General features: G+C 63.0%; 14 protein-coding genes. 6 read left to right on the forward strand and 8 right to left on the reverse strand.

The annotated features are described in order from the left end of the window. Window positions 1-24 precede the first annotated feature (24 nt). Entirely contained in the window at window positions 25-1,401 is a 1,377-nt protein-coding gene (locus LHFGNBLO_RS10030) for an MFS transporter (RefSeq protein ID WP_258606451.1), read from the forward strand. A 42-nt stretch (window positions 1,402-1,443) separates the two neighbouring features. Here LHFGNBLO_RS10030 and purH read toward each other — a convergent pair whose 3' ends face one another. From purH to htpX, 4 genes are all read right to left on the reverse strand, one after another. Next, entirely contained in the window at window positions 1,444-3,060 is a 1,617-nt protein-coding gene (purH, locus tag LHFGNBLO_RS10035; RefSeq protein WP_258606453.1) for a bifunctional phosphoribosylaminoimidazolecarboxamide formyltransferase/IMP cyclohydrolase, read from the reverse strand. A gap of 94 nt (window positions 3,061-3,154) precedes the next feature. Beyond that, complete coding sequence (locus LHFGNBLO_RS10040; protein WP_258606456.1) at window positions 3,155-4,879, reverse strand: heparinase II/III family protein; 1,725 nt, start codon at window positions 4,877-4,879, stop codon at window positions 3,155-3,157. Between the two features lie 145 nt (window positions 4,880-5,024). Continuing rightward, complete coding sequence (locus LHFGNBLO_RS10045; protein ID WP_258606458.1) at window positions 5,025-6,413, reverse strand: RsmB/NOP family class I SAM-dependent RNA methyltransferase; 1,389 nt, start codon at window positions 6,411-6,413, stop codon at window positions 5,025-5,027. Further along, window positions 6,404-7,414, reverse strand: coding sequence for a zinc metalloprotease HtpX (htpX, locus tag LHFGNBLO_RS10050; RefSeq protein ID WP_258606460.1), 1,011 nt, complete (start codon window positions 7,412-7,414; stop codon window positions 6,404-6,406). The genes LHFGNBLO_RS10045 and htpX overlap by 10 nt, the downstream gene beginning before the upstream one ends. Window positions 7,415-7,519: 105 nt before the next feature. On the opposite strand from htpX, the gene LHFGNBLO_RS10055 reads away from it, so the two are divergent. After that, window positions 7,520-7,741, forward strand: a complete 222-nt coding sequence (locus tag LHFGNBLO_RS10055) for a DUF1674 domain-containing protein (RefSeq protein WP_258606462.1) — start codon at window positions 7,520-7,522, stop codon at window positions 7,739-7,741. 135 nt (window positions 7,742-7,876) lie between these two features. Here LHFGNBLO_RS10055 and LHFGNBLO_RS10060 read toward each other — a convergent pair whose 3' ends face one another. Continuing rightward, window positions 7,877-8,542, reverse strand: coding sequence for an HAD-IA family hydrolase (locus LHFGNBLO_RS10060; protein ID WP_258606464.1), 666 nt, complete (start codon window positions 8,540-8,542; stop codon window positions 7,877-7,879). A gap of 184 nt (window positions 8,543-8,726) precedes the next feature. Here LHFGNBLO_RS10060 and LHFGNBLO_RS10065 point away from each other — a divergent pair, with 184 nt between their 5' ends. After that, window positions 8,727-9,596, forward strand: coding sequence for a transglutaminase-like domain-containing protein (locus tag LHFGNBLO_RS10065; protein WP_258606465.1), 870 nt, complete (start codon window positions 8,727-8,729; stop codon window positions 9,594-9,596). 13 nt (window positions 9,597-9,609) lie between these two features. Here LHFGNBLO_RS10065 and LHFGNBLO_RS10070 read toward each other — a convergent pair whose 3' ends face one another. Next, complete coding sequence (locus tag LHFGNBLO_RS10070; RefSeq protein WP_258606470.1) at window positions 9,610-9,861, reverse strand: hypothetical protein; 252 nt, start codon at window positions 9,859-9,861, stop codon at window positions 9,610-9,612. Window positions 9,862-9,906: 45 nt separating this feature from the next. Here LHFGNBLO_RS10070 and LHFGNBLO_RS10075 point away from each other — a divergent pair, with 45 nt between their 5' ends. Both LHFGNBLO_RS10075 and LHFGNBLO_RS10080 read left to right on the forward strand, forming a co-directional pair. After that, on the forward strand, window positions 9,907-11,322 hold the full coding sequence (locus tag LHFGNBLO_RS10075) for a TadE/TadG family type IV pilus assembly protein (protein WP_258606472.1): 1,416 nt from the start codon (window positions 9,907-9,909) through the stop codon (window positions 11,320-11,322). Between the two features lie 390 nt (window positions 11,323-11,712). After that, window positions 11,713-12,981 carry an SAM-dependent methyltransferase gene (locus tag LHFGNBLO_RS10080; RefSeq protein WP_258606474.1) on the forward strand — a complete coding sequence of 423 codons (1,269 nt, stop codon included), beginning with the start codon at window positions 11,713-11,715 and terminating at the stop codon, window positions 12,979-12,981. A 14-nt stretch (window positions 12,982-12,995) separates the two neighbouring features. On the opposite strand, the gene LHFGNBLO_RS10085 is transcribed toward LHFGNBLO_RS10080, so the two are convergent. Together LHFGNBLO_RS10085 and acs are read right to left on the reverse strand one after the other, a co-directional pair. Then, window positions 12,996-13,739: an MOSC domain-containing protein gene (locus LHFGNBLO_RS10085; RefSeq protein ID WP_258606478.1), complete on the reverse strand. Its 744-nt coding sequence runs from the start codon at window positions 13,737-13,739 to the stop codon at window positions 12,996-12,998. Further along, window positions 13,739-15,694 (reverse strand): acetate--CoA ligase, encoded by a 1,956-nt coding sequence (gene acs, locus LHFGNBLO_RS10090; RefSeq protein WP_258606481.1) that lies wholly within the window; start codon window positions 15,692-15,694, stop codon window positions 13,739-13,741. The genes LHFGNBLO_RS10085 and acs overlap by 1 nt, the downstream gene beginning before the upstream one ends. 304 nt (window positions 15,695-15,998) lie before the next feature. On the opposite strand from acs, the gene LHFGNBLO_RS10095 reads away from it, so the two are divergent. Beyond that, window positions 15,999-16,271: an usg protein gene (locus LHFGNBLO_RS10095; RefSeq protein ID WP_258606482.1), complete on the forward strand. Its 273-nt coding sequence runs from the start codon at window positions 15,999-16,001 to the stop codon at window positions 16,269-16,271. Window positions 16,272-16,309 lie beyond the last annotated feature (38 nt).

Consider the following 16,309-nt stretch of genomic DNA (forward strand, 5'->3'; position numbering starts at 1 on the left):
GGGGCGTTGCTTCCGGGAGGGGACATGACTGAAATAACAGTGCAGCGGGCGTCGGGGCGCGGCATCTGGGGATGGATGCTGTTCGACTGGGCGGCGCAGCCGTTCTTCACCGTCGTCACCACCTTCATCTTTGGTCCCTATTTCGTCTCGCGGATGGCGAGCGATCCGGAAACTGGCCAGGCGGCCTGGGGCTACGGCATCGCCGCTGCTGGTCTGGTCATCGCCGTGCTGTCGCCGATATTCGGCTCGATTGCCGACCAGACCGGCCCGCGCAAGCCGTGGATTGCTTTCTTCGCATCGATCAAGATCATCAGTCTTTGCCTGCTGTGGTTCGCCGCTCCTGGCTCGAACCTTTTCCTGGTCGTTTTCTTCTTCTCTCTCGCTTCGGTCGCGGCCGAGTTCTCGACCGTGTTCAACGATTCGATGATGCCGCGCCTGGTACCGAAGAGCGAAATCGGCCGGGTCTCGAACATGGCCTGGGGGCTTGGCTATCTCGGCGGCATGATCGCGCTGATCTTCGTCGTCACCTGTCTCGCGGGCTCGCCGGAGACCGGCAAGACGATCATCGGCATCGACCCGCTCTTCGGCCTCGACCCGAAGCTCGGCGAGGATGCAAGGGCTACGGGGCCGCTCTCGGCAGGCTGGTATTTCCTGTTCATCCTGCCGATGTTTTTCTTCACGCCGGACGCCATCAAGGGCATTGCGATCGGGCCGGCGGTGCGCGAAGGGCTGTCGGAACTGAAGTCGACACTGGCCGAGGTGCGCCAGCGCAGCGGCATCTTCCGCTTCCTCGTTGCCCGCATGATCTATCAGGATGGCGTCAACGCGCTGCTGGCGCTGGGCGGGACGTTCGCGGCGGCAATGTTCCACTGGTCGATCACCGAGATCGGCATGTTCGGTATCATCCTCAACGTCGTCGCCATCGTCGGCTGCCTGGTTGCCGCCCGTCTCGACACGGCGCTTGGCTCAAAGACCATCGTGATGATTTCGCTTGTGCTGCTCAGCATCGCCACCATCGGCATCGTCTCGACCGGGCCGGGCTACACGCTGTTCGGCGCCTGGATGATGCCTGGAGCCGATAGCGGCGGGTTGTTCGGCACTCCGGCGGAGAAAGCCTACATCTTCTTCGGCCTGCTGATCGGGGTGGCCTTCGGGCCGGTGCAGGCATCGTCGCGCTCCTATATGGCGCGCAGCGTCACCGCGGCCGAATCCGGCCGCTATTTCGGCATCTATGCGCTGGCCGGACGGGCGACCAGTTTTGCGGCACCGTTCATGGTGGCGACGATCACCTTGGCTAGCGGCTCGGCACGGCTCGGCATGGCGGCGATCGTGCTGTTCCTCGGCATCGGCATAGCGATTCTGATCCGCACGCCATATCCGGCCGACCAGCCGGTGGAGTAGCTTCGCTTCTCCTTCTCCAACAAGGGGAGAAGGAAGAAGGCGCTAGTGCCGGAAATGCCTCACGCCGGTAAACACCATGGCGATGCCGTGTTCGTCGGCGGCGACGATGACGTCGTCGTCGCGCATCGAGCCGCCTGGCTGGATGACTGCTGTGGCGCCGGCTTCGATCGCCGACAACAGCCCGTCGGCAAACGGGAAGAAAGCGTCGGAGGCGACGACCGAGCCCTTGGTCAGTGACTCCGCCAGCCCCGCGCCCTCGGCTGCGTCGAGCGCCTTGCGCGCGGCGATGCGCGAGGAATCGACGCGGCTCATCTGGCCGGCGCCGATGCCGACCGTGGCGCCGTCTTTTGCATAGACGATGGCGTTCGATTTGACGTGTTTGGCGATGCGGAAGGCGAATTTGAGATCGGCCATCTCAGTCGGTGTCGGCGCGCGCTTGGTCACCACCTTAAGCTCGAGGTCGTCGACCACGGCATTGTCGCGCGACTGGATGAGCAGGCCGCCGGCAACGGATTTGACCGTCGTGCCGAGCGTGCGTGGATCCGGCAGGCCGCCGGTCACCAGTAGACGCAGGTTTTTCTTCGCCGCGACGATTGCCGCCGCCTCGTGGGTCGCGTTGGGCGCGATGATGACCTCGGTGAAGGTCTTGACGATCTCTTCGGCGGCCTCGGCATCGAGGATGCGGTTCATGGCAACGATGCCGCCATAGGCCGAGACCGGGTCGCAGGCCAGCGCCTTGGCATAGGCCGCCGTCAGCGACGCACCTTCGGCGACGCCGCACGGGTTGGCGTGCTTGATGATGGCGACGGCGGCGGAGTGGGCCGGATCGAACTCGCCGACCAGTTCGAAGGCGGCGTCGGTGTCGTTGATGTTGTTGTAGGAAAGCTGCTTGCCCTGAAGCTGGCGCGCGGTGGCTACACCCGGGCGCTTGTCGCCGGTGACGTAGAAGCCGGCGCTCTGGTGCGGGTTCTCGCCATAGCGCATGACGGCGTCCAGCCTGCCGCCGAAGGCGCGCCATGTCGGGTGCTCGATCTCCAGCGCTTCGGCGAACCAGCCTGAGATCGCCGCATCATAGGTGGCGGTGCGGGCAAAGGCCTTGGCTGCCAGCTTCTTGCGGAAATCCAGCGACAGCGCGCCGAAATTCATCTCCAGAGCATTGAGCACCGAGGCATAGTCGTCGGGGTCGGTGACTATGGCGACGTAGGCATGGTTCTTGGCAGAGGCGCGGATCATCGCTGGACCGCCGATGTCGATGTTCTCGACGATCGACGCATAGTCGGCACCGGAGCGGCGGACCTCCTCGAACGGGTAGAGGTTGGAAACCAACAGATCGATCGGCTCGATGCCGTGATCGTGCATCGCCTTGGCGTGTTCGGGGTCGTCGCGCACGCCAAGCAGCGCGCCATGCACCGAGGGGTGCAGCGTCTTGACGCGGCCGTCCATGATCTCGGGAAAGCCGGTGAGCTCTGAGACGTCACGCACCGCCAGGCCCGCCTCGGCGATTGCCTTTGCCGTGCCGCCGGTCGAGACCAGTTCGACGCCGGCGGCTGCCAGGGCCTTGGCAAAGTCGATGAGGCCGGTCTTGTCGAAGACGGACAGCAGCGCGCGACGAATCGGGACGAGGTCGGGTGCTGGAATGTTTTTGCTGGCGACGGCCATAGGCTGGCGGCCTTTCACGGCTGGATTGGAAGAAGCCCGCGCCGTAGCATATGAGGCTCGGAAATCAAGCCGGGCGCTTCGTCACGGCAGACAGTCAGTTGGTTTCGGGATAGCCGGCGATGGTCGTGCGCGTCAGCTGCCAGTGGACCTCTGATATTTCCGAGGCCTTGAAAGCAAGCACGATCTGGCGGCTGCGGCGTGGGCCGCCAAGCCCGGCGAAATAGATCGATTCCTCGACCTCGGGTGCCACTTCGGTGCAGGTGAACACCCAGGTGTCGCCCTGGTCAGCGGTCAGCACCAGGCGGTCATGCTCGTCCTGCAGCAGGTTTATGTCGGGATGGATATGGAAGCGCACCGTGACGAAATCGCGACCGTTGTTGCGGATCGCAGCATTGCCGGGCCGCTGAATGCGGTCCCTGCCGGCGAGCACGTTGCCTTCCGTCGACAGTTTCAGTTCGCGCTCATGCAGGAAGCCGAAACGCTGGATATAGCCGTCGTGGCGGGCGACGAAGCCCTGCATGCCCTTCTGGTCGATGCGCTTGCAGGGCACATGCTGCGGGCCGTTGATGAGAGGCGTGCCGAGCAGGTCGTTGACGCGCAGCGAATGGCTGAAACGTGCCGACGAGGTGTCGTTGATGGTGGCGGTCGAGTGCGCGGCGGTGGCGCGGGCCAGCGGCCGGAACTCGGCGGCGCCATAGGTGTCGATGCCGGCATTGACGATGTAGTGCTGGCGGCCGGACGACAGTTCGAAGGCCATGCAGCCAGCGTGCGCGGCATTGGAAACGTCGACGGGCGGTGGCAGGCCGGTATCGGCAATCACCGTTACGCCACCCATGGACAAGCGCTCATAGCCCGAATGCGGCGCGTGCAGCAGCGGTGCGCCGGCGGTGTCGTCATGGCGCAGAATGGTGGCAATGCGATCGTGGATGGTCGCGCCCATGCCGTTGAAGCGGGCGAGGCTGCCATCCTGGTGGCGAAAGAAGCGCAGCGCCGGCAGCATGCGGTCGATGGCGCCCATCAAGGCGGCAGGCGGCGTCTCCGCCTGATTGGCATAAGTCTGGCGCAGCGGCAGAAGGTCGGCGAGGAGTTCCAGAACAGTCATCGGGTTGCGGGAGATATGGCCGCCGTCGGGAAGGATCTGGCGCTCCAGCTCCTCGGCGAGGTTACGGGTGGCGCCGCGTAGCGCCGATGCAGGCGCCGGCAGCGACAAAGCTGCAAACGCCAATGCGATGCGGGCGCGCAGCCTGTCCTTGCCGTCCGGCATTTCGCGGGCCATCGACCTGAGATAGCGGATCTGTACGGCAAGCGATTTCAGGAAAGACCGATAGAAGGGAAATTCGGCGCCCTGCAGCACGACCGAGGAATGTTGCAGCCAGGCAATGACGCGCTTAGCCGTAGTGCCCGGCTCCCAGGCGACGCCGGAAATATGGTTGCCATGCATGGCGATCCAGTCGGAAACCAGCGCGCGCGCATTGGCGGCGGCGAGCTCGGTGCCGGCGGCGCGCATATGGCGCAGCCAGCGAAAGCCGTGCAGCGTCTTCAGCCAGCCGCGATTGGGCACCTCGATCTGGAAGGGCGACTTGCCGCCGGTCTCGACCAGATGTCCCGACAGCGGATAGCGGCCATAGTAGATCTCAAGCGCGATCTGCGGGTCGGCGAGGCGCAGATCCGGCGGCGCGATCAAAACGCGTTCCGGCGTACGGCCGGAATAGCGCCAGCGATAGACTGGCCCGGCACGCAGGCGCCGGCGCGCTTTGCGCCAGAACTCCCTCGCGACAAGCGTCCAAAGACGCGTCGTGCTGCTGGCAGCAAGTGCCAAAACCCCTCCTGATTGTCCTCTACCCCAACACAAGTTTATATGATTCAAGAACTTATGCGAAGGCGAATTCCACTGACGTGGAAGAGCTCACCCGTTGCCGCACGATCCCCCCTAAAAAAGTCGGCAACCTTTGCTTGAGGGCCTTTTAGCCGGTTCTGCGCATGCGAGCGGCAAAGAACCCGTCCAGGCCGGAAACGCCTGGGGAACCAAGGTCAAGATCGGCGGGTGTGGTGCGCAGCGTCCCTTGTGGCGTCAGAAAGGCATCGATGCCGGCGATCTCGCCCGGCCGCAGCGGATCGTCGGCGACCCCGGGTGTTTTAACGAGGAAGCTGCGATGCAGATCCTCGCCTTCACGCGGGTCGAGCGAGCAGTTGGAAAAGACGATTCGTCCGCCGGGCTTGACCAGGGTGACGGCCCGGGCGAGCAGCCGCCGCTGCAGGTCGGCGAGCTTTTCGACGTCGGCCGCCGTCTTGGTCCACGGCACGTCGGGATGACGCCGCACCGTGCCGGTGGAAGAGCAGGGTGCGTCGAGCAGAACGGCTTCGAACAGTTCCTCCGGCTCGTATTTGAGCAGGTCGGCCTGGACGATCTCGGCTGACAGGCCGAGGCGTTCGAGATTCTGCGTCAGCCGCGCCAGCCGGTTCTTCGACGTGTCGACCGCAGTGACTTTTGCACCGCCAAGAATCAACTGGGCGGTCTTGCCGCCAGGCGCGGCGCAGAGATCGGCAACGCGCAGTCCCTGCACATCGCCGAACAGCCGCGCAGGGAAACTCGCCGCCGCATCCTGAACCCACCAGGCGCCATCTTCGAAGCCGGGCAGTTCGGTGACGGACGCGCTGAGTTTCTCCACCCGAATTGTGCCGGTCGGAAGCACGATGCCGCCGAGCTTTTCGGCCCACAGCGCGGGGTCGGACTTGACCGAGAAGTCGACCGGCGCCTCAACGCGGTGGGCAGCCAGAATTTGCCCGGTCTTGTCGACGCCATAGGCGGCTTTCAGCCGGTCGGAAAACCACTTCGGCGCCTCATCGGTGGCGGCAAGTGCTGCCGCCAGTTCGGCTTCCTTCGCCCGCGCGAGCGTGCGCAACACGCCGTTGACGAGGCCGGAGAAGCGCACCGTGCGTGGGTCGGACTTGGCGTGGGTCACGGCGAGGTCGACGGCGGCGCTGTCGGGAATGTCGAGGAACAGGATCTGCGCCGCCGCCACATGCAGGATATGCGAAAGCGCGGTGGCGTTGGGCGGCAGCGGCTTTTCCAGGCGGCGCGCCAGCAACCCGGCGATGGTCATGCGGTAGCGCAGCGCAGTCACCAGTATGGCGCGCACCAGGCCACGATCACGCAGGTCGAGCGCCTTGTATTGCGGATGGCCGTTCTCGTGGTCGGTCAGCCCGTCCAGCGGCGTCCTGGCGTCGATGACGGCGGCAAGCAGGCGGGCGGCCGCCTTGCGGGCGGCGAGGCCGGCCACGGGTCCGTCGGGGCTGCCTGTTTCACGATCGGCTGAGATTGCTGGCCGCGGTCTGGCTTCGCTCACGACCAACGACCCTTGGGTCCGGTCGGATTGCGGCCCCAGGGATTGGATTTTGGCTTGGCCGGTTGCGCCTCTGGCTCGGCCTGTGCTGCCTTCTCCCACGGGCCTGACGGCTGTTGCTCGTCTGCCTGCCGTGGCGCTGGCTGCGGCGTCGCAGCTGCCTCGGTCATGTCCCGCGCCATCGCCTGCAGAGCGGCGATGCGGTTGTCGGTGTTCGGGTGGGTGGAAAACAGACTGTCCATGCGCTCGCCGGAAAGAGGATTGATGATGAAGAGGTGGGCAGTCGCCGGATTGCGTTCGGCATCCGGGTTGCGGATGCGTTCGGCGCCACGGGCGATCTTGTCAAGGGCCGAAGCCAGCCACAGCGGGTTTCCGACGATCTCGGCGCCGCGCCGGTCGGCCTCGTATTCACGGGTGCGGCTGACCGCCATCTGCACGATCATGGCGGCGAACGGCGCCACGATCATCGCCACCAGCACGCCGACAAAGCCGAATGGGTTGTTGTTGTCGCGGTTGCCGCCGAAAAAGAAGGCGAAATTTCCGAGCATCGAGATCGCGCCGGCAAGCGTGGCGACGATCGTCATGGTCAGCGTGTCGCGGTGCTCCACATGGGCGAGTTCGTGCGCCATCACCGCCGCGACTTCCTCATGCGACAGCTGTTGCAGCAGGCCGGTGGAGGCGGCAACCGCGGCATTTTGCGGGTTGCGACCGGTGGCGAAGGCATTCGGCTGCGGGTTGTCGATGAGATAGGTCTTCGGCATCGGCAGACCGGCGCGCTGGGCCAGGCCCTGCACGATGGCATAGTATTCGGGCGCGTTTTTCTCGTCGACCTCGACTGCGCGGTTCATCGACAGCACCATCTTGTCGGCGTTCCAGTAGCTGAACAGATTGGTGGCAGCGGCGATCAGCAAGGCGATCATCATGCCGCCGGTTCCGCCGATCAGAAAGCCGACGCCCATGAACAGCGCCGTCATCGCGGCAAGAAGCATGGCGGTGCGGATGGTGTTCATCGTCTGCTCCGTCTCGGGCTGTGGTAAAAAGGGGTCGATCCTTGCGTGTTCATCGCTATATGATGGGAAACGCTAGGCCCTGTTTCAATCCGCCGGAAATATCGCATGGTCGACCAGCCCAGTAAAACAGACGCCGTCCCCGGTCGCGACGCACCGCAAAAGGCGTTGTCTCCGGCGGCCAGCCGCGCGCTGGCGGAAGCCAAGGCGCGCCGTGAAGAGTATCGCGAAAAAGAAGCCGCCGTGCCGAAGGAAATCGGCGGCCGCGGCGGCAAGGAGCCCGGCCGCTATGGCGACTGGGAAGTCAAAGGCCTGACCAGCGACTTTTAGGGGTGTGTTGATATTCAGGTGATGCCGGCCTGCAAGCGGCGGTTCCCTGCGCTTCCGGTGCTCACGTACAAAAGTACGCTCCGCTCCGGTTCTCCGGAACCATCGTTTTCGACTCGGCCTGAATCTCAACACACCCTAGGCGGCGCTGCGCTGGGGTTCGAGCGCGATCCAGCCGTTTTCATCGACGGTGATGCCGGTCCCCTCGTAACCGGCGATCGTGGCATGCTGGCTTTGCAGCGCATGCTGGTGGGTGGCACTGATCACCATGACAGCAGCGCCTGCCGCCTCTGCTGCGGCTATGCCGGCCGGCGCATCTTCGAAGACAAGGCAATCGCGGGCATCGACGCCGAGCCGCTTTGCGCCGAGCCGGAAGCAGTCGGGCGCCGGCTTGCCGAAGGTGACATCCTCCGCCGCGACGAGGACGGCGGGAATCGGGATGCCGGCAGCCTTCATGCGCAGAAGCGCCAGCTCTCGCGGAGCCGAGGTGACGATGGCCCAGCGCTCAGGCGGCAATGACGCCAGGAACGCCGCAGCGCCGGCGATCGGAATAATGCCCTCCAGATCGGCCGCCTCGGCCTTCAAAAGAAGATCAGCCTCGTAGGCGGGATCGACACCGGGAAGCGCCAGCCGGCCGATGGTCTCGATTGCCCGCACCCCATGGATCGTCGGCAGGAAGGCGGCGACGTCGAGACCTTGCCGATGGGCCCACTCTGCCCAGACCCGTTCCGCCGCGGCAATCGAATTGATCACCGTGCCGTCCATATCGAACAGGAAGGCCGCGAATTTTCTGCTTGCAAACATCTGATATCCCTAGGTCGTTTCGGGGGATCGTCTCGGGAGGGCGAGAGGAGACACCAATCGTAACGGCGCGACGGCTGCATTGGAAGGCGCGCGGCTATCTTTTCGATCAATCGCAGGGAACCAGGGCGCGCCCTCTTGCGTTTGAGCAAAACTGTTTTCCACGATGATCGAAGGGGGGACCTCGATGCTGATCCGGCTCGGATACGAAATCGCTATCGACTGTGTTGCAGCCACGCCGGTGATCTCCCTACTCGAAATCCACAGCGACCGGCAGGCCGACATCAAGCGGCAGACGCGGGTGCTGACCTCGCCCTCCGTGCCGACCAGGCTCTATCACGACGTTTTCGGCAATGCCTGCCGCCGCTTCACGGCGCCGGGCGGCGGTTTCCGCATCCTTTACGACGCGGTGGTCGAGGACAGCGGCGAGACCGACGAGGTCAACACACTGGCCAGGGAAGTGCCGGTGGCGGAGCTGCCGGACGACGTGCTTGGCTATCTCCTGGGCAGCCGCTACTGCGAGACCGATCACCTCAGCAATCTTGCCTGGCAACTTTTCGGCCATCTTCCACCGGGGTGGGCGCGGGTACAGGCGATCGTCGACTATGTCCACAACCGCCTGTCCTTCGGCTACGGCTATGCGCGATCGACCCGAACGGCGGCCCAGGCGCATGAAGAGCGCGTCGGCGTCTGCCGCGATTTCGCCCATCTGGCGATCACGCTCTGCCGCTGTATGAACATCCCGGCCCGTTACGTTAACGGCTATCTCGGCGACATCGGCGTGCCGCTCGACCCGGCGCCGATGGATTTTTCGGCTTGGCTGGAAGTGTTCCTCGACGGCAAGTGGTACACGTTCGACCCCCGCCACAATATTCCGAGGATCGGCCGTGTCGTCATCGCGCGCGGCCGCGACGCCACCGACGTACCGCTGCTGCACAGTTTCGGCCCGCACCGGCTCAGCCTGTTCAAGGTCTGGACCTACGAGCAGGAAAGCAATCATTTCAACCCGCCCTATCACGGCATCGACAAGACCGTCAGCGCACAGATGCTGGCATAGACGCCAACTGTTTTCATTCATCCGATTGCGGTGAACTCTGATCCGGTTCGGCACAATCCGCCTGTGCCGAAGCGGGACGCGTGCAGCCATTCCGCGCCATAGGAGCGAGATCATGATAAGCGCTTCGTAAACGAAGTTGTGGCCACCCCTTTTCGTTTACGCCTTGTTCATCGTGTTTGGTTTCGAAACCAAACAAAAACAAGGGCTTGGTGATCGGCGCCCGACCTTCGGCCAACAGCGGCAGCACCCGGCCGGATTCCTGCAATGTCCCTCATACGGCTTCAAAGCCGTGTTGAGCGGAGGCGGAAACATGCGGCGTTCCAAAGGTTTGGTTCAGGCGATCGGTGGCTTTGCCAGGGATCGCAACGGAAATTTCGCGATCCTGTTCGGCGTGGTCGCAGCGGTTCTGGCGCTGGGCGTCGGCTTCGCCGTCAATATCTCGCAGCTCTACAATGCAAAATCGAGCCTGCAGAGCGTGGTCGATGCAGCGGTGACCTCGACGGCCCGCGACCTGACGACCGGCCAAATCAAGGAAGCCGATGCGAACAAGTCGGTGCAGGCGTTTCTCGACGCCAACAGCACGGCCGGCATCCTTCAGGCCGACCAGATCGTTCTCGACACATTGACAATCGACAGGACGGCCAAGACGGTCCAGGCGGATGTCCATGTCGATGTCGCCTTCTATTTTCCGCTTTTCAGCATGGGCGACCTGCAGCGCGTGCCGGCCTCCACCAAGGCGCTCTACTCGGACAAGAAGATCGAGGTGGCGATGATGCTCGACATCACGGGGTCAATGAAGAAGAACGGCAAAAAGGACAAGATCGGCGACCTGCAGGATGCGGCTTCGAATGCAGTGCACGATCTGCTGGAAACGAACTTTGACAAGAACGATCCCCGGGTGCGGGTGGCGATCGTTCCCTACGCCGAGGCCGTCAACACAGGCGGTCTGGCCGGCACGGTGTTCGTCGAGCCGCGAAACGGATCGCAGGTGGTGCCGCCGCCGATCGATGCGCCGGTCTCGGTGGCTTTGACCCCGGCGCCCGATAAATGCGCTACCGAACGCAAGGACAAGGACGGCTACGCCGACTACTCGTCGGATGGTCCCAGCACACCGCGTCTGAACAGCAAGGGCAAGACCTATCTGGCCAAGGTCAATCGTGACTATCGGATGGGCAAGTGTCCGTCCGCTGCGCTCATTCCGCTGACGGCGGATGAAGACAGACTGCAGAAGACAATCACTGATTTCAATGCGGATGGGGTCACCGCCGGCGGCATCGCCGCGCAATGGGGGTACTACATGCTTTCCCCGTCCTGGCGTCCGGCTATTGCCGATGCCGGCCTGGGCGCCGGGCCTGACAATTTCGACAAGAAGAAGGTGGCCAAGATTGCAATCCTGATGACGGATGGTCAGTTCAACACGGCTTTCGCCCGTGGGCGCGGCACACCCAAATCGCAGGATGCGGGGCAGATGTCGCGCGGCAATGCCGAGAGCATCTGCAGCAACATGAGGCAGGACGGCATCGAGATATTCACGATCGGCTTCGATCTGAACGACCCGACCATGACGGCGACAGAACGCGATCAGGCAAAGAAAGTGCTCAAGGACTGCGCGACGCCCGACACGTCCTCGCTGAAGCACTACTACGAGGCTGCCACCGGCACCGAGCTGGATGAGGCCTTCGGCGAAATCGTTCGCAATATCGAGTCGCTGACGATCACCTATTGAGTTTCATTGCGAGTCGCCTTCACTTCGCGAAGCTCACAAAGGAAAAGGCCGCCCCTTCTTGCGAAGCTGGCGGCCTTCCGTGTTTCCGTCCGTGGCGCGGCCCATGGCAGTGACCGAAGTCACCCGCCGCGCATTTCGCGCCTTAACGGGAAGACTGCTTCCCGAAAGTGCAATCCGCTGAGGCCACGTTCTGGAAAACGAAATCACTCGACATCGGATCACCTCCTTTCGATTTGTTGAACACACACTCATGATGGGGTGCGTTGCAGCAAAAGACAAGGCGCTACGCTGAAAAAGCTGCGCGCCGCCTTTTCCGTGCGGATTGGGTTGCAGCAGGCCAATCAAGCGGCCAAAATCCTGACATTGGACCGCGCTGTTACCGGAGAGGATATGGACGCAGCCGACAGAGCCGCACGGATCGTGCGAACGGTCGTCGAAACGCTGAAGCCGGGTTTTGCGGTCAGGCTGTGGACCGGAGAGCGGATCGGTCCTGCCACCGGTCCCGTGCTCGTCATCAACGACCAGGACATCGTCTGGCAGGTCGTGCGGCGACCGTCACTGTCGACACTGATCGAGATGTGGGTGTCGAAGGTCATCGACCTGGAAGACGGTTCTCCGCTCGATCTCTATGCAATGCCTTTCGAAGGCAAGCTGCGCAGCAAGCTGAAATCACTGCCGAAGGTGGCGATTCTGCGCGACCTGCCTGCCGTGCTGTTTTCGCGCAAGCAAATGACGGCGCGCAGCGATCTGGCCGGCCGCAACCCGTTCGTCAGCGGCTCGAGCAAGGAGGCGATCGAACACCACTACGACATCTCCAATGCCTTCTATCGGCTCTTTCTCGATGAGCGCATGGTCTACAGCTGCGGCTACTTCAAGGACTTCGCCAACGACATCGACCAGGCACAGGCCGACAAGCTGGAACATATCTGCCGCAAGCTGCGGCTGAAGCCGGGCGACCGACTTCTCGACATCGGCTGTGGATGGGGCGGGATGCTGATCCATGCTGCCAAGAATCATGGCGTGATCGGCCACGGCGTCTCGCTGTCGGAGGAACAGACGGCGCTTGCGCGCGAGCGCATCCGCGCCGAAGGTCTGCAAGACCGGATCACCATCGACATCAAATCCTATACCGACCTCGACGGCAGCTATGACAAGATCTCGTCGATCGGCATGTTCGAGCATCTCGGACTTGCCAATCACGATACGTACTTCTCAACCCTTCATCGGCTGCTCAAGCCGGGCGGCATCTACCTGCATCACGCCATCACAAAACGCGACAAGGGCAGCCTGAAGAAGACGCTGCGCAAGGACCCCGGATACAAAGCGCTGATCAAATATATCTTCCCGGGCGGCGAACTCGATACGATCGGCATGACGGTGGGCAATCTCGAGGCGCACGGTTTTCTGGTCTACGACGTCGAGAATTTGCGCGAGCACTATGCCCAGACCTGTCGCTTGTGGGCGCAACGGCTGCACGCGCGGTTCGACGCGGCTGTCGCCGAGGTGGGCGAGCCAAAGGCGAGGCTGTGGCTGCTCTATCTCGCGGGATGTTCGCAGATGTTCAGGAACGGTTCGACACAGCTTTTTCAAACGGTGGCGACACGAAGAACGCGCGATCTGAGCGGCCTGCCGCCGACGCGGGCGGATTTGTATCGGTAGTGGAGGACAGGGGTTTAGACGAACCGCATCGTCGCGCCGATCTCGACGCTGGCCGGCTGGTCGACCGTGCAGTAGACGCCGAGATTGTGCGCGTTGTGACGAACCAGATTGCGCAGGATGGCCGGGTCGTTGTCGAAACCATCCTGGGCGATGATGGTGAAGCCGCAGCGGCGGCACGGCTCGGAGACGGTCAAGTTGAGGTCGCCGATCGCCAGCTTTCGTCCGATCCATTCCGTTTCGGGGAACGACCCTTCGATTGCCGCCATGTCGACGACGATGTTGGGGCGGAAGCGGCGCGGGTCGGCAGCACCCTCGGGATGAAGTGCCTTCAGGCGCGCCAGCGACGCCGTGGTCAGGAGATGGATGGGGGCCTTGCGGTAACGCTCGGCAGTCAATGGACCGGAATAGCCGGGTGCTGCGTTCTCCTGCCGGAATGGCCGGATCGACGCTTCAAAGCCGAGATAGGCGGAAACGGCGCGATCGCTTTCGGCGCCCGGTGCGGCCAGCCAGTCGCCGTCGGGAACGGCGACCTCAAGTTCGTGGGCTCGCGACAGCCTGGTGCGGATGCGCGGCACCTTGTGCCATTTCGCGTCGCGATCGGGTCGGGCGATTTCATTGTCGGAGACATCCACGAAGCCGAACATGCGGTCGCCGTCGATGCTTTCCCGATCCACCGAGATCGCATCCATGCGCTCGCCGGCGAGCGAACTCGCCGGATAGCGCCAAAGTTCGGTGACGGCGCCGACTGTTGATTGCATCAGCTTTTCTTGTTTTGCCGGTTGGCGATGAGGTCTTCGACGACCGCGGGGTCGGCGAGCGTCGAGGTGTCGCCGAGCGCGCCAAAATCGTCCTCGGCGATCTTGCGCAGGATGCGGCGCATGATCTTGCCGGAGCGTGTCTTCGGCAGGCCGGGCGCGAACTGGATCTTGTCGGGCGTGGCGATGGCGCCGATCTCCTTGCGGACATGGGTGACCAGTTCCTTGCGCAGCTCCTCGCTCGGCGTCTCGCCGGCCATCAGCGTGACATAGCAATAGATGCCCTGGCCCTTGATGTCGTGCGGATAGCCGACGACGGCGGCTTCCGAGACCTTGTCGTGGCTGACCAGCGCGGATTCGACCTCGGCCGTGCCCATGCGGTGGCCGGAGACATTGATGACGTCGTCGACGCGGCCGGTGATCCAGTAGTAGCCGTCGGCGTCGCGGCGGCAGCCATCGCCGGTGAAGTATTTTCCCTTGTAGGTCGAAAAATAGGTTTGGATGAAGCGCTCGTGATCGCCATAGACGGTGCGCATCTGGCCCGGCCATGAGTCAGTGATGCAGAGATTGCCGTCGGCCGCCCCCTCCAGCACTTTGCCTTCGCCGTCGACCAGCTGCGGCTTGACGCCGAAGAAAGGTCGCGTCGCCGAACCTGCCTTGAGGTCGGTGGCGCCGGGCAGCGGCGTGATCAGGATGCCGCCGGTCTCGGTCTGCCACCAGGTGTCGACGATCGGCACCTTGCCGTTGCCGACGACGTTGTAATACCACTCCCAGGCTTCCGGGTTGATCGGCTCGCCGACCGAGCCCAGCACGCGCAGCGACTTGCGCGATGTCCTGGTGACATGGGCGTCGCCGGCGCCCATCAGCGCGCGCAGCGCCGTCGGCGCGGTATAGAAGATGTTGACCTTGTGCTTGTCGATGACTTCCCAGAAACGCGACTGCGACGGGTAGTTCGGCACGCCTTCGAACATCAGCGTGGTGGCGCCGTTGGCAAGCGGCCCGTAGACGATGTAGCTGTGGCCGGTAACCCAGCCGACATCGGCGGTGCACCAGTAGATGTCGCCGTCATGGTAGTCGAAGACATACTGGTGCGTCATCGAGACGTAGACGAGATAGCCGGCGGTGGTGTGCAGCACACCCTTCGGCTTGCCGGTCGAGCCCGAGGTGTAGAGGATGAACAGCGGGTCCTCTGCCTTCATCTTCTCGGGCTTGCATTCCGCCTTCACCGTGGCGATCTCGTCATGGTACCAGACGTCGCGTCCCGGCGCCCAGCCGACCTTGCCGCCGGTGCGGCGCACGACGACGACATTCTTGACCATCACGAAATTCTTGGCGGCGATGTCGATCGCCTTGTCAGTGTTCTCCTTGAGCGGAATGGCCTTGCCGCCGCGCAGACCTTCATCCGCGGTGATGACGAAGGTCGATTCGCAGTCTACGATGCGGCCAGCCAGCGCATCCGGCGAAAAGCCGCCGAAGACGATCGAATGGATGGCGCCGATGCGCGTGCAGGCCAGCATCGCATAGGCCGCTTCCGGGATCATCGGCATGTAGATGGTGACGCGGTCGCCTTTCTTGACGCCGTGCTTCTTCATCACATTGGCGAGCCGGCAGACATGCTCGTAGAGCTCGTTATAGGTGATCTTCTTGTCGTCGTAGGGGTTGTCACCCTCCCAGATGATGGCGGTCTGGTTGCCGCGCTTCTTCAGGTGCCGGTCGATGCAGTTGTAGGAAACGTTGGTCAGCCCGTCCTCGAACCATTTGATTGAGACCTTGCCGTCGAAGGAGGTGTTCTTGACCTTGCTGTAGGGCTTGAACCAGTCGATGCGCTTGCCGTGCTTGCCCCAGAACTTGTCCGGATTCTTGACGCTGTCGGCGTACCATTTCAGATAGGTGTCGTTGTCGATCAGCGCGTTCTTCTTCCACGCCGGCTGGACGCGATGGACATGAACTTCGGACATTTCTTCACTTTCCTCCCAAACCAGCCGCCGGCTTGACCACCGGCGGGATCGCGGCAACGCGGCCGCGAATTCGCGCGCATTATTAACAGTTCCGCGGTGACGGCAATATTAGACGTTGGGTTTGCGTGGCGGGATGCCGCAGATGCGCTTTTTTGCTGGTGTCAGCACTCGGCTACGGCCGCTGCTAACTGCATGTTTTCGCGCGGAAAACTCGGATGCGATCAGGAAAAATCAATAGACAGTTAAGTAACAAAGCGCACAATCTGATGTGGGGAGGACAGGAGAATCAACCTGGGGGCTTGCAATGCGCGACCATTCCGAAATGGACCTGATGCTGAAAGGCTATGGTTTGACCACGGCCAAGATTCTTTATCACTTTCCTGACCATCCGCATCTGCTGCAGAGCTATATCTGGCAGGACTACGACATCGCCCCGAAATTCCCGGTGCTGATCCGCTTCATCGAGTTCTGGCAGACCAAGCTCGACGGCCCGCTGCATTCGGTCGTCTACACGCACCAGAAGCTGATCGCTCCGAACGAATGGCGGAAGGTGGATGGCGAGTTCGTCCTGCACTAGGGGCGCAGCGCGTAATCTCCCCCTCAAGGGGGGAGATT

Source organism: Mesorhizobium sp. AR10 (assembly GCF_024746795.1).
Classification (GTDB): domain Bacteria; phylum Pseudomonadota; class Alphaproteobacteria; order Rhizobiales; family Rhizobiaceae; genus Mesorhizobium.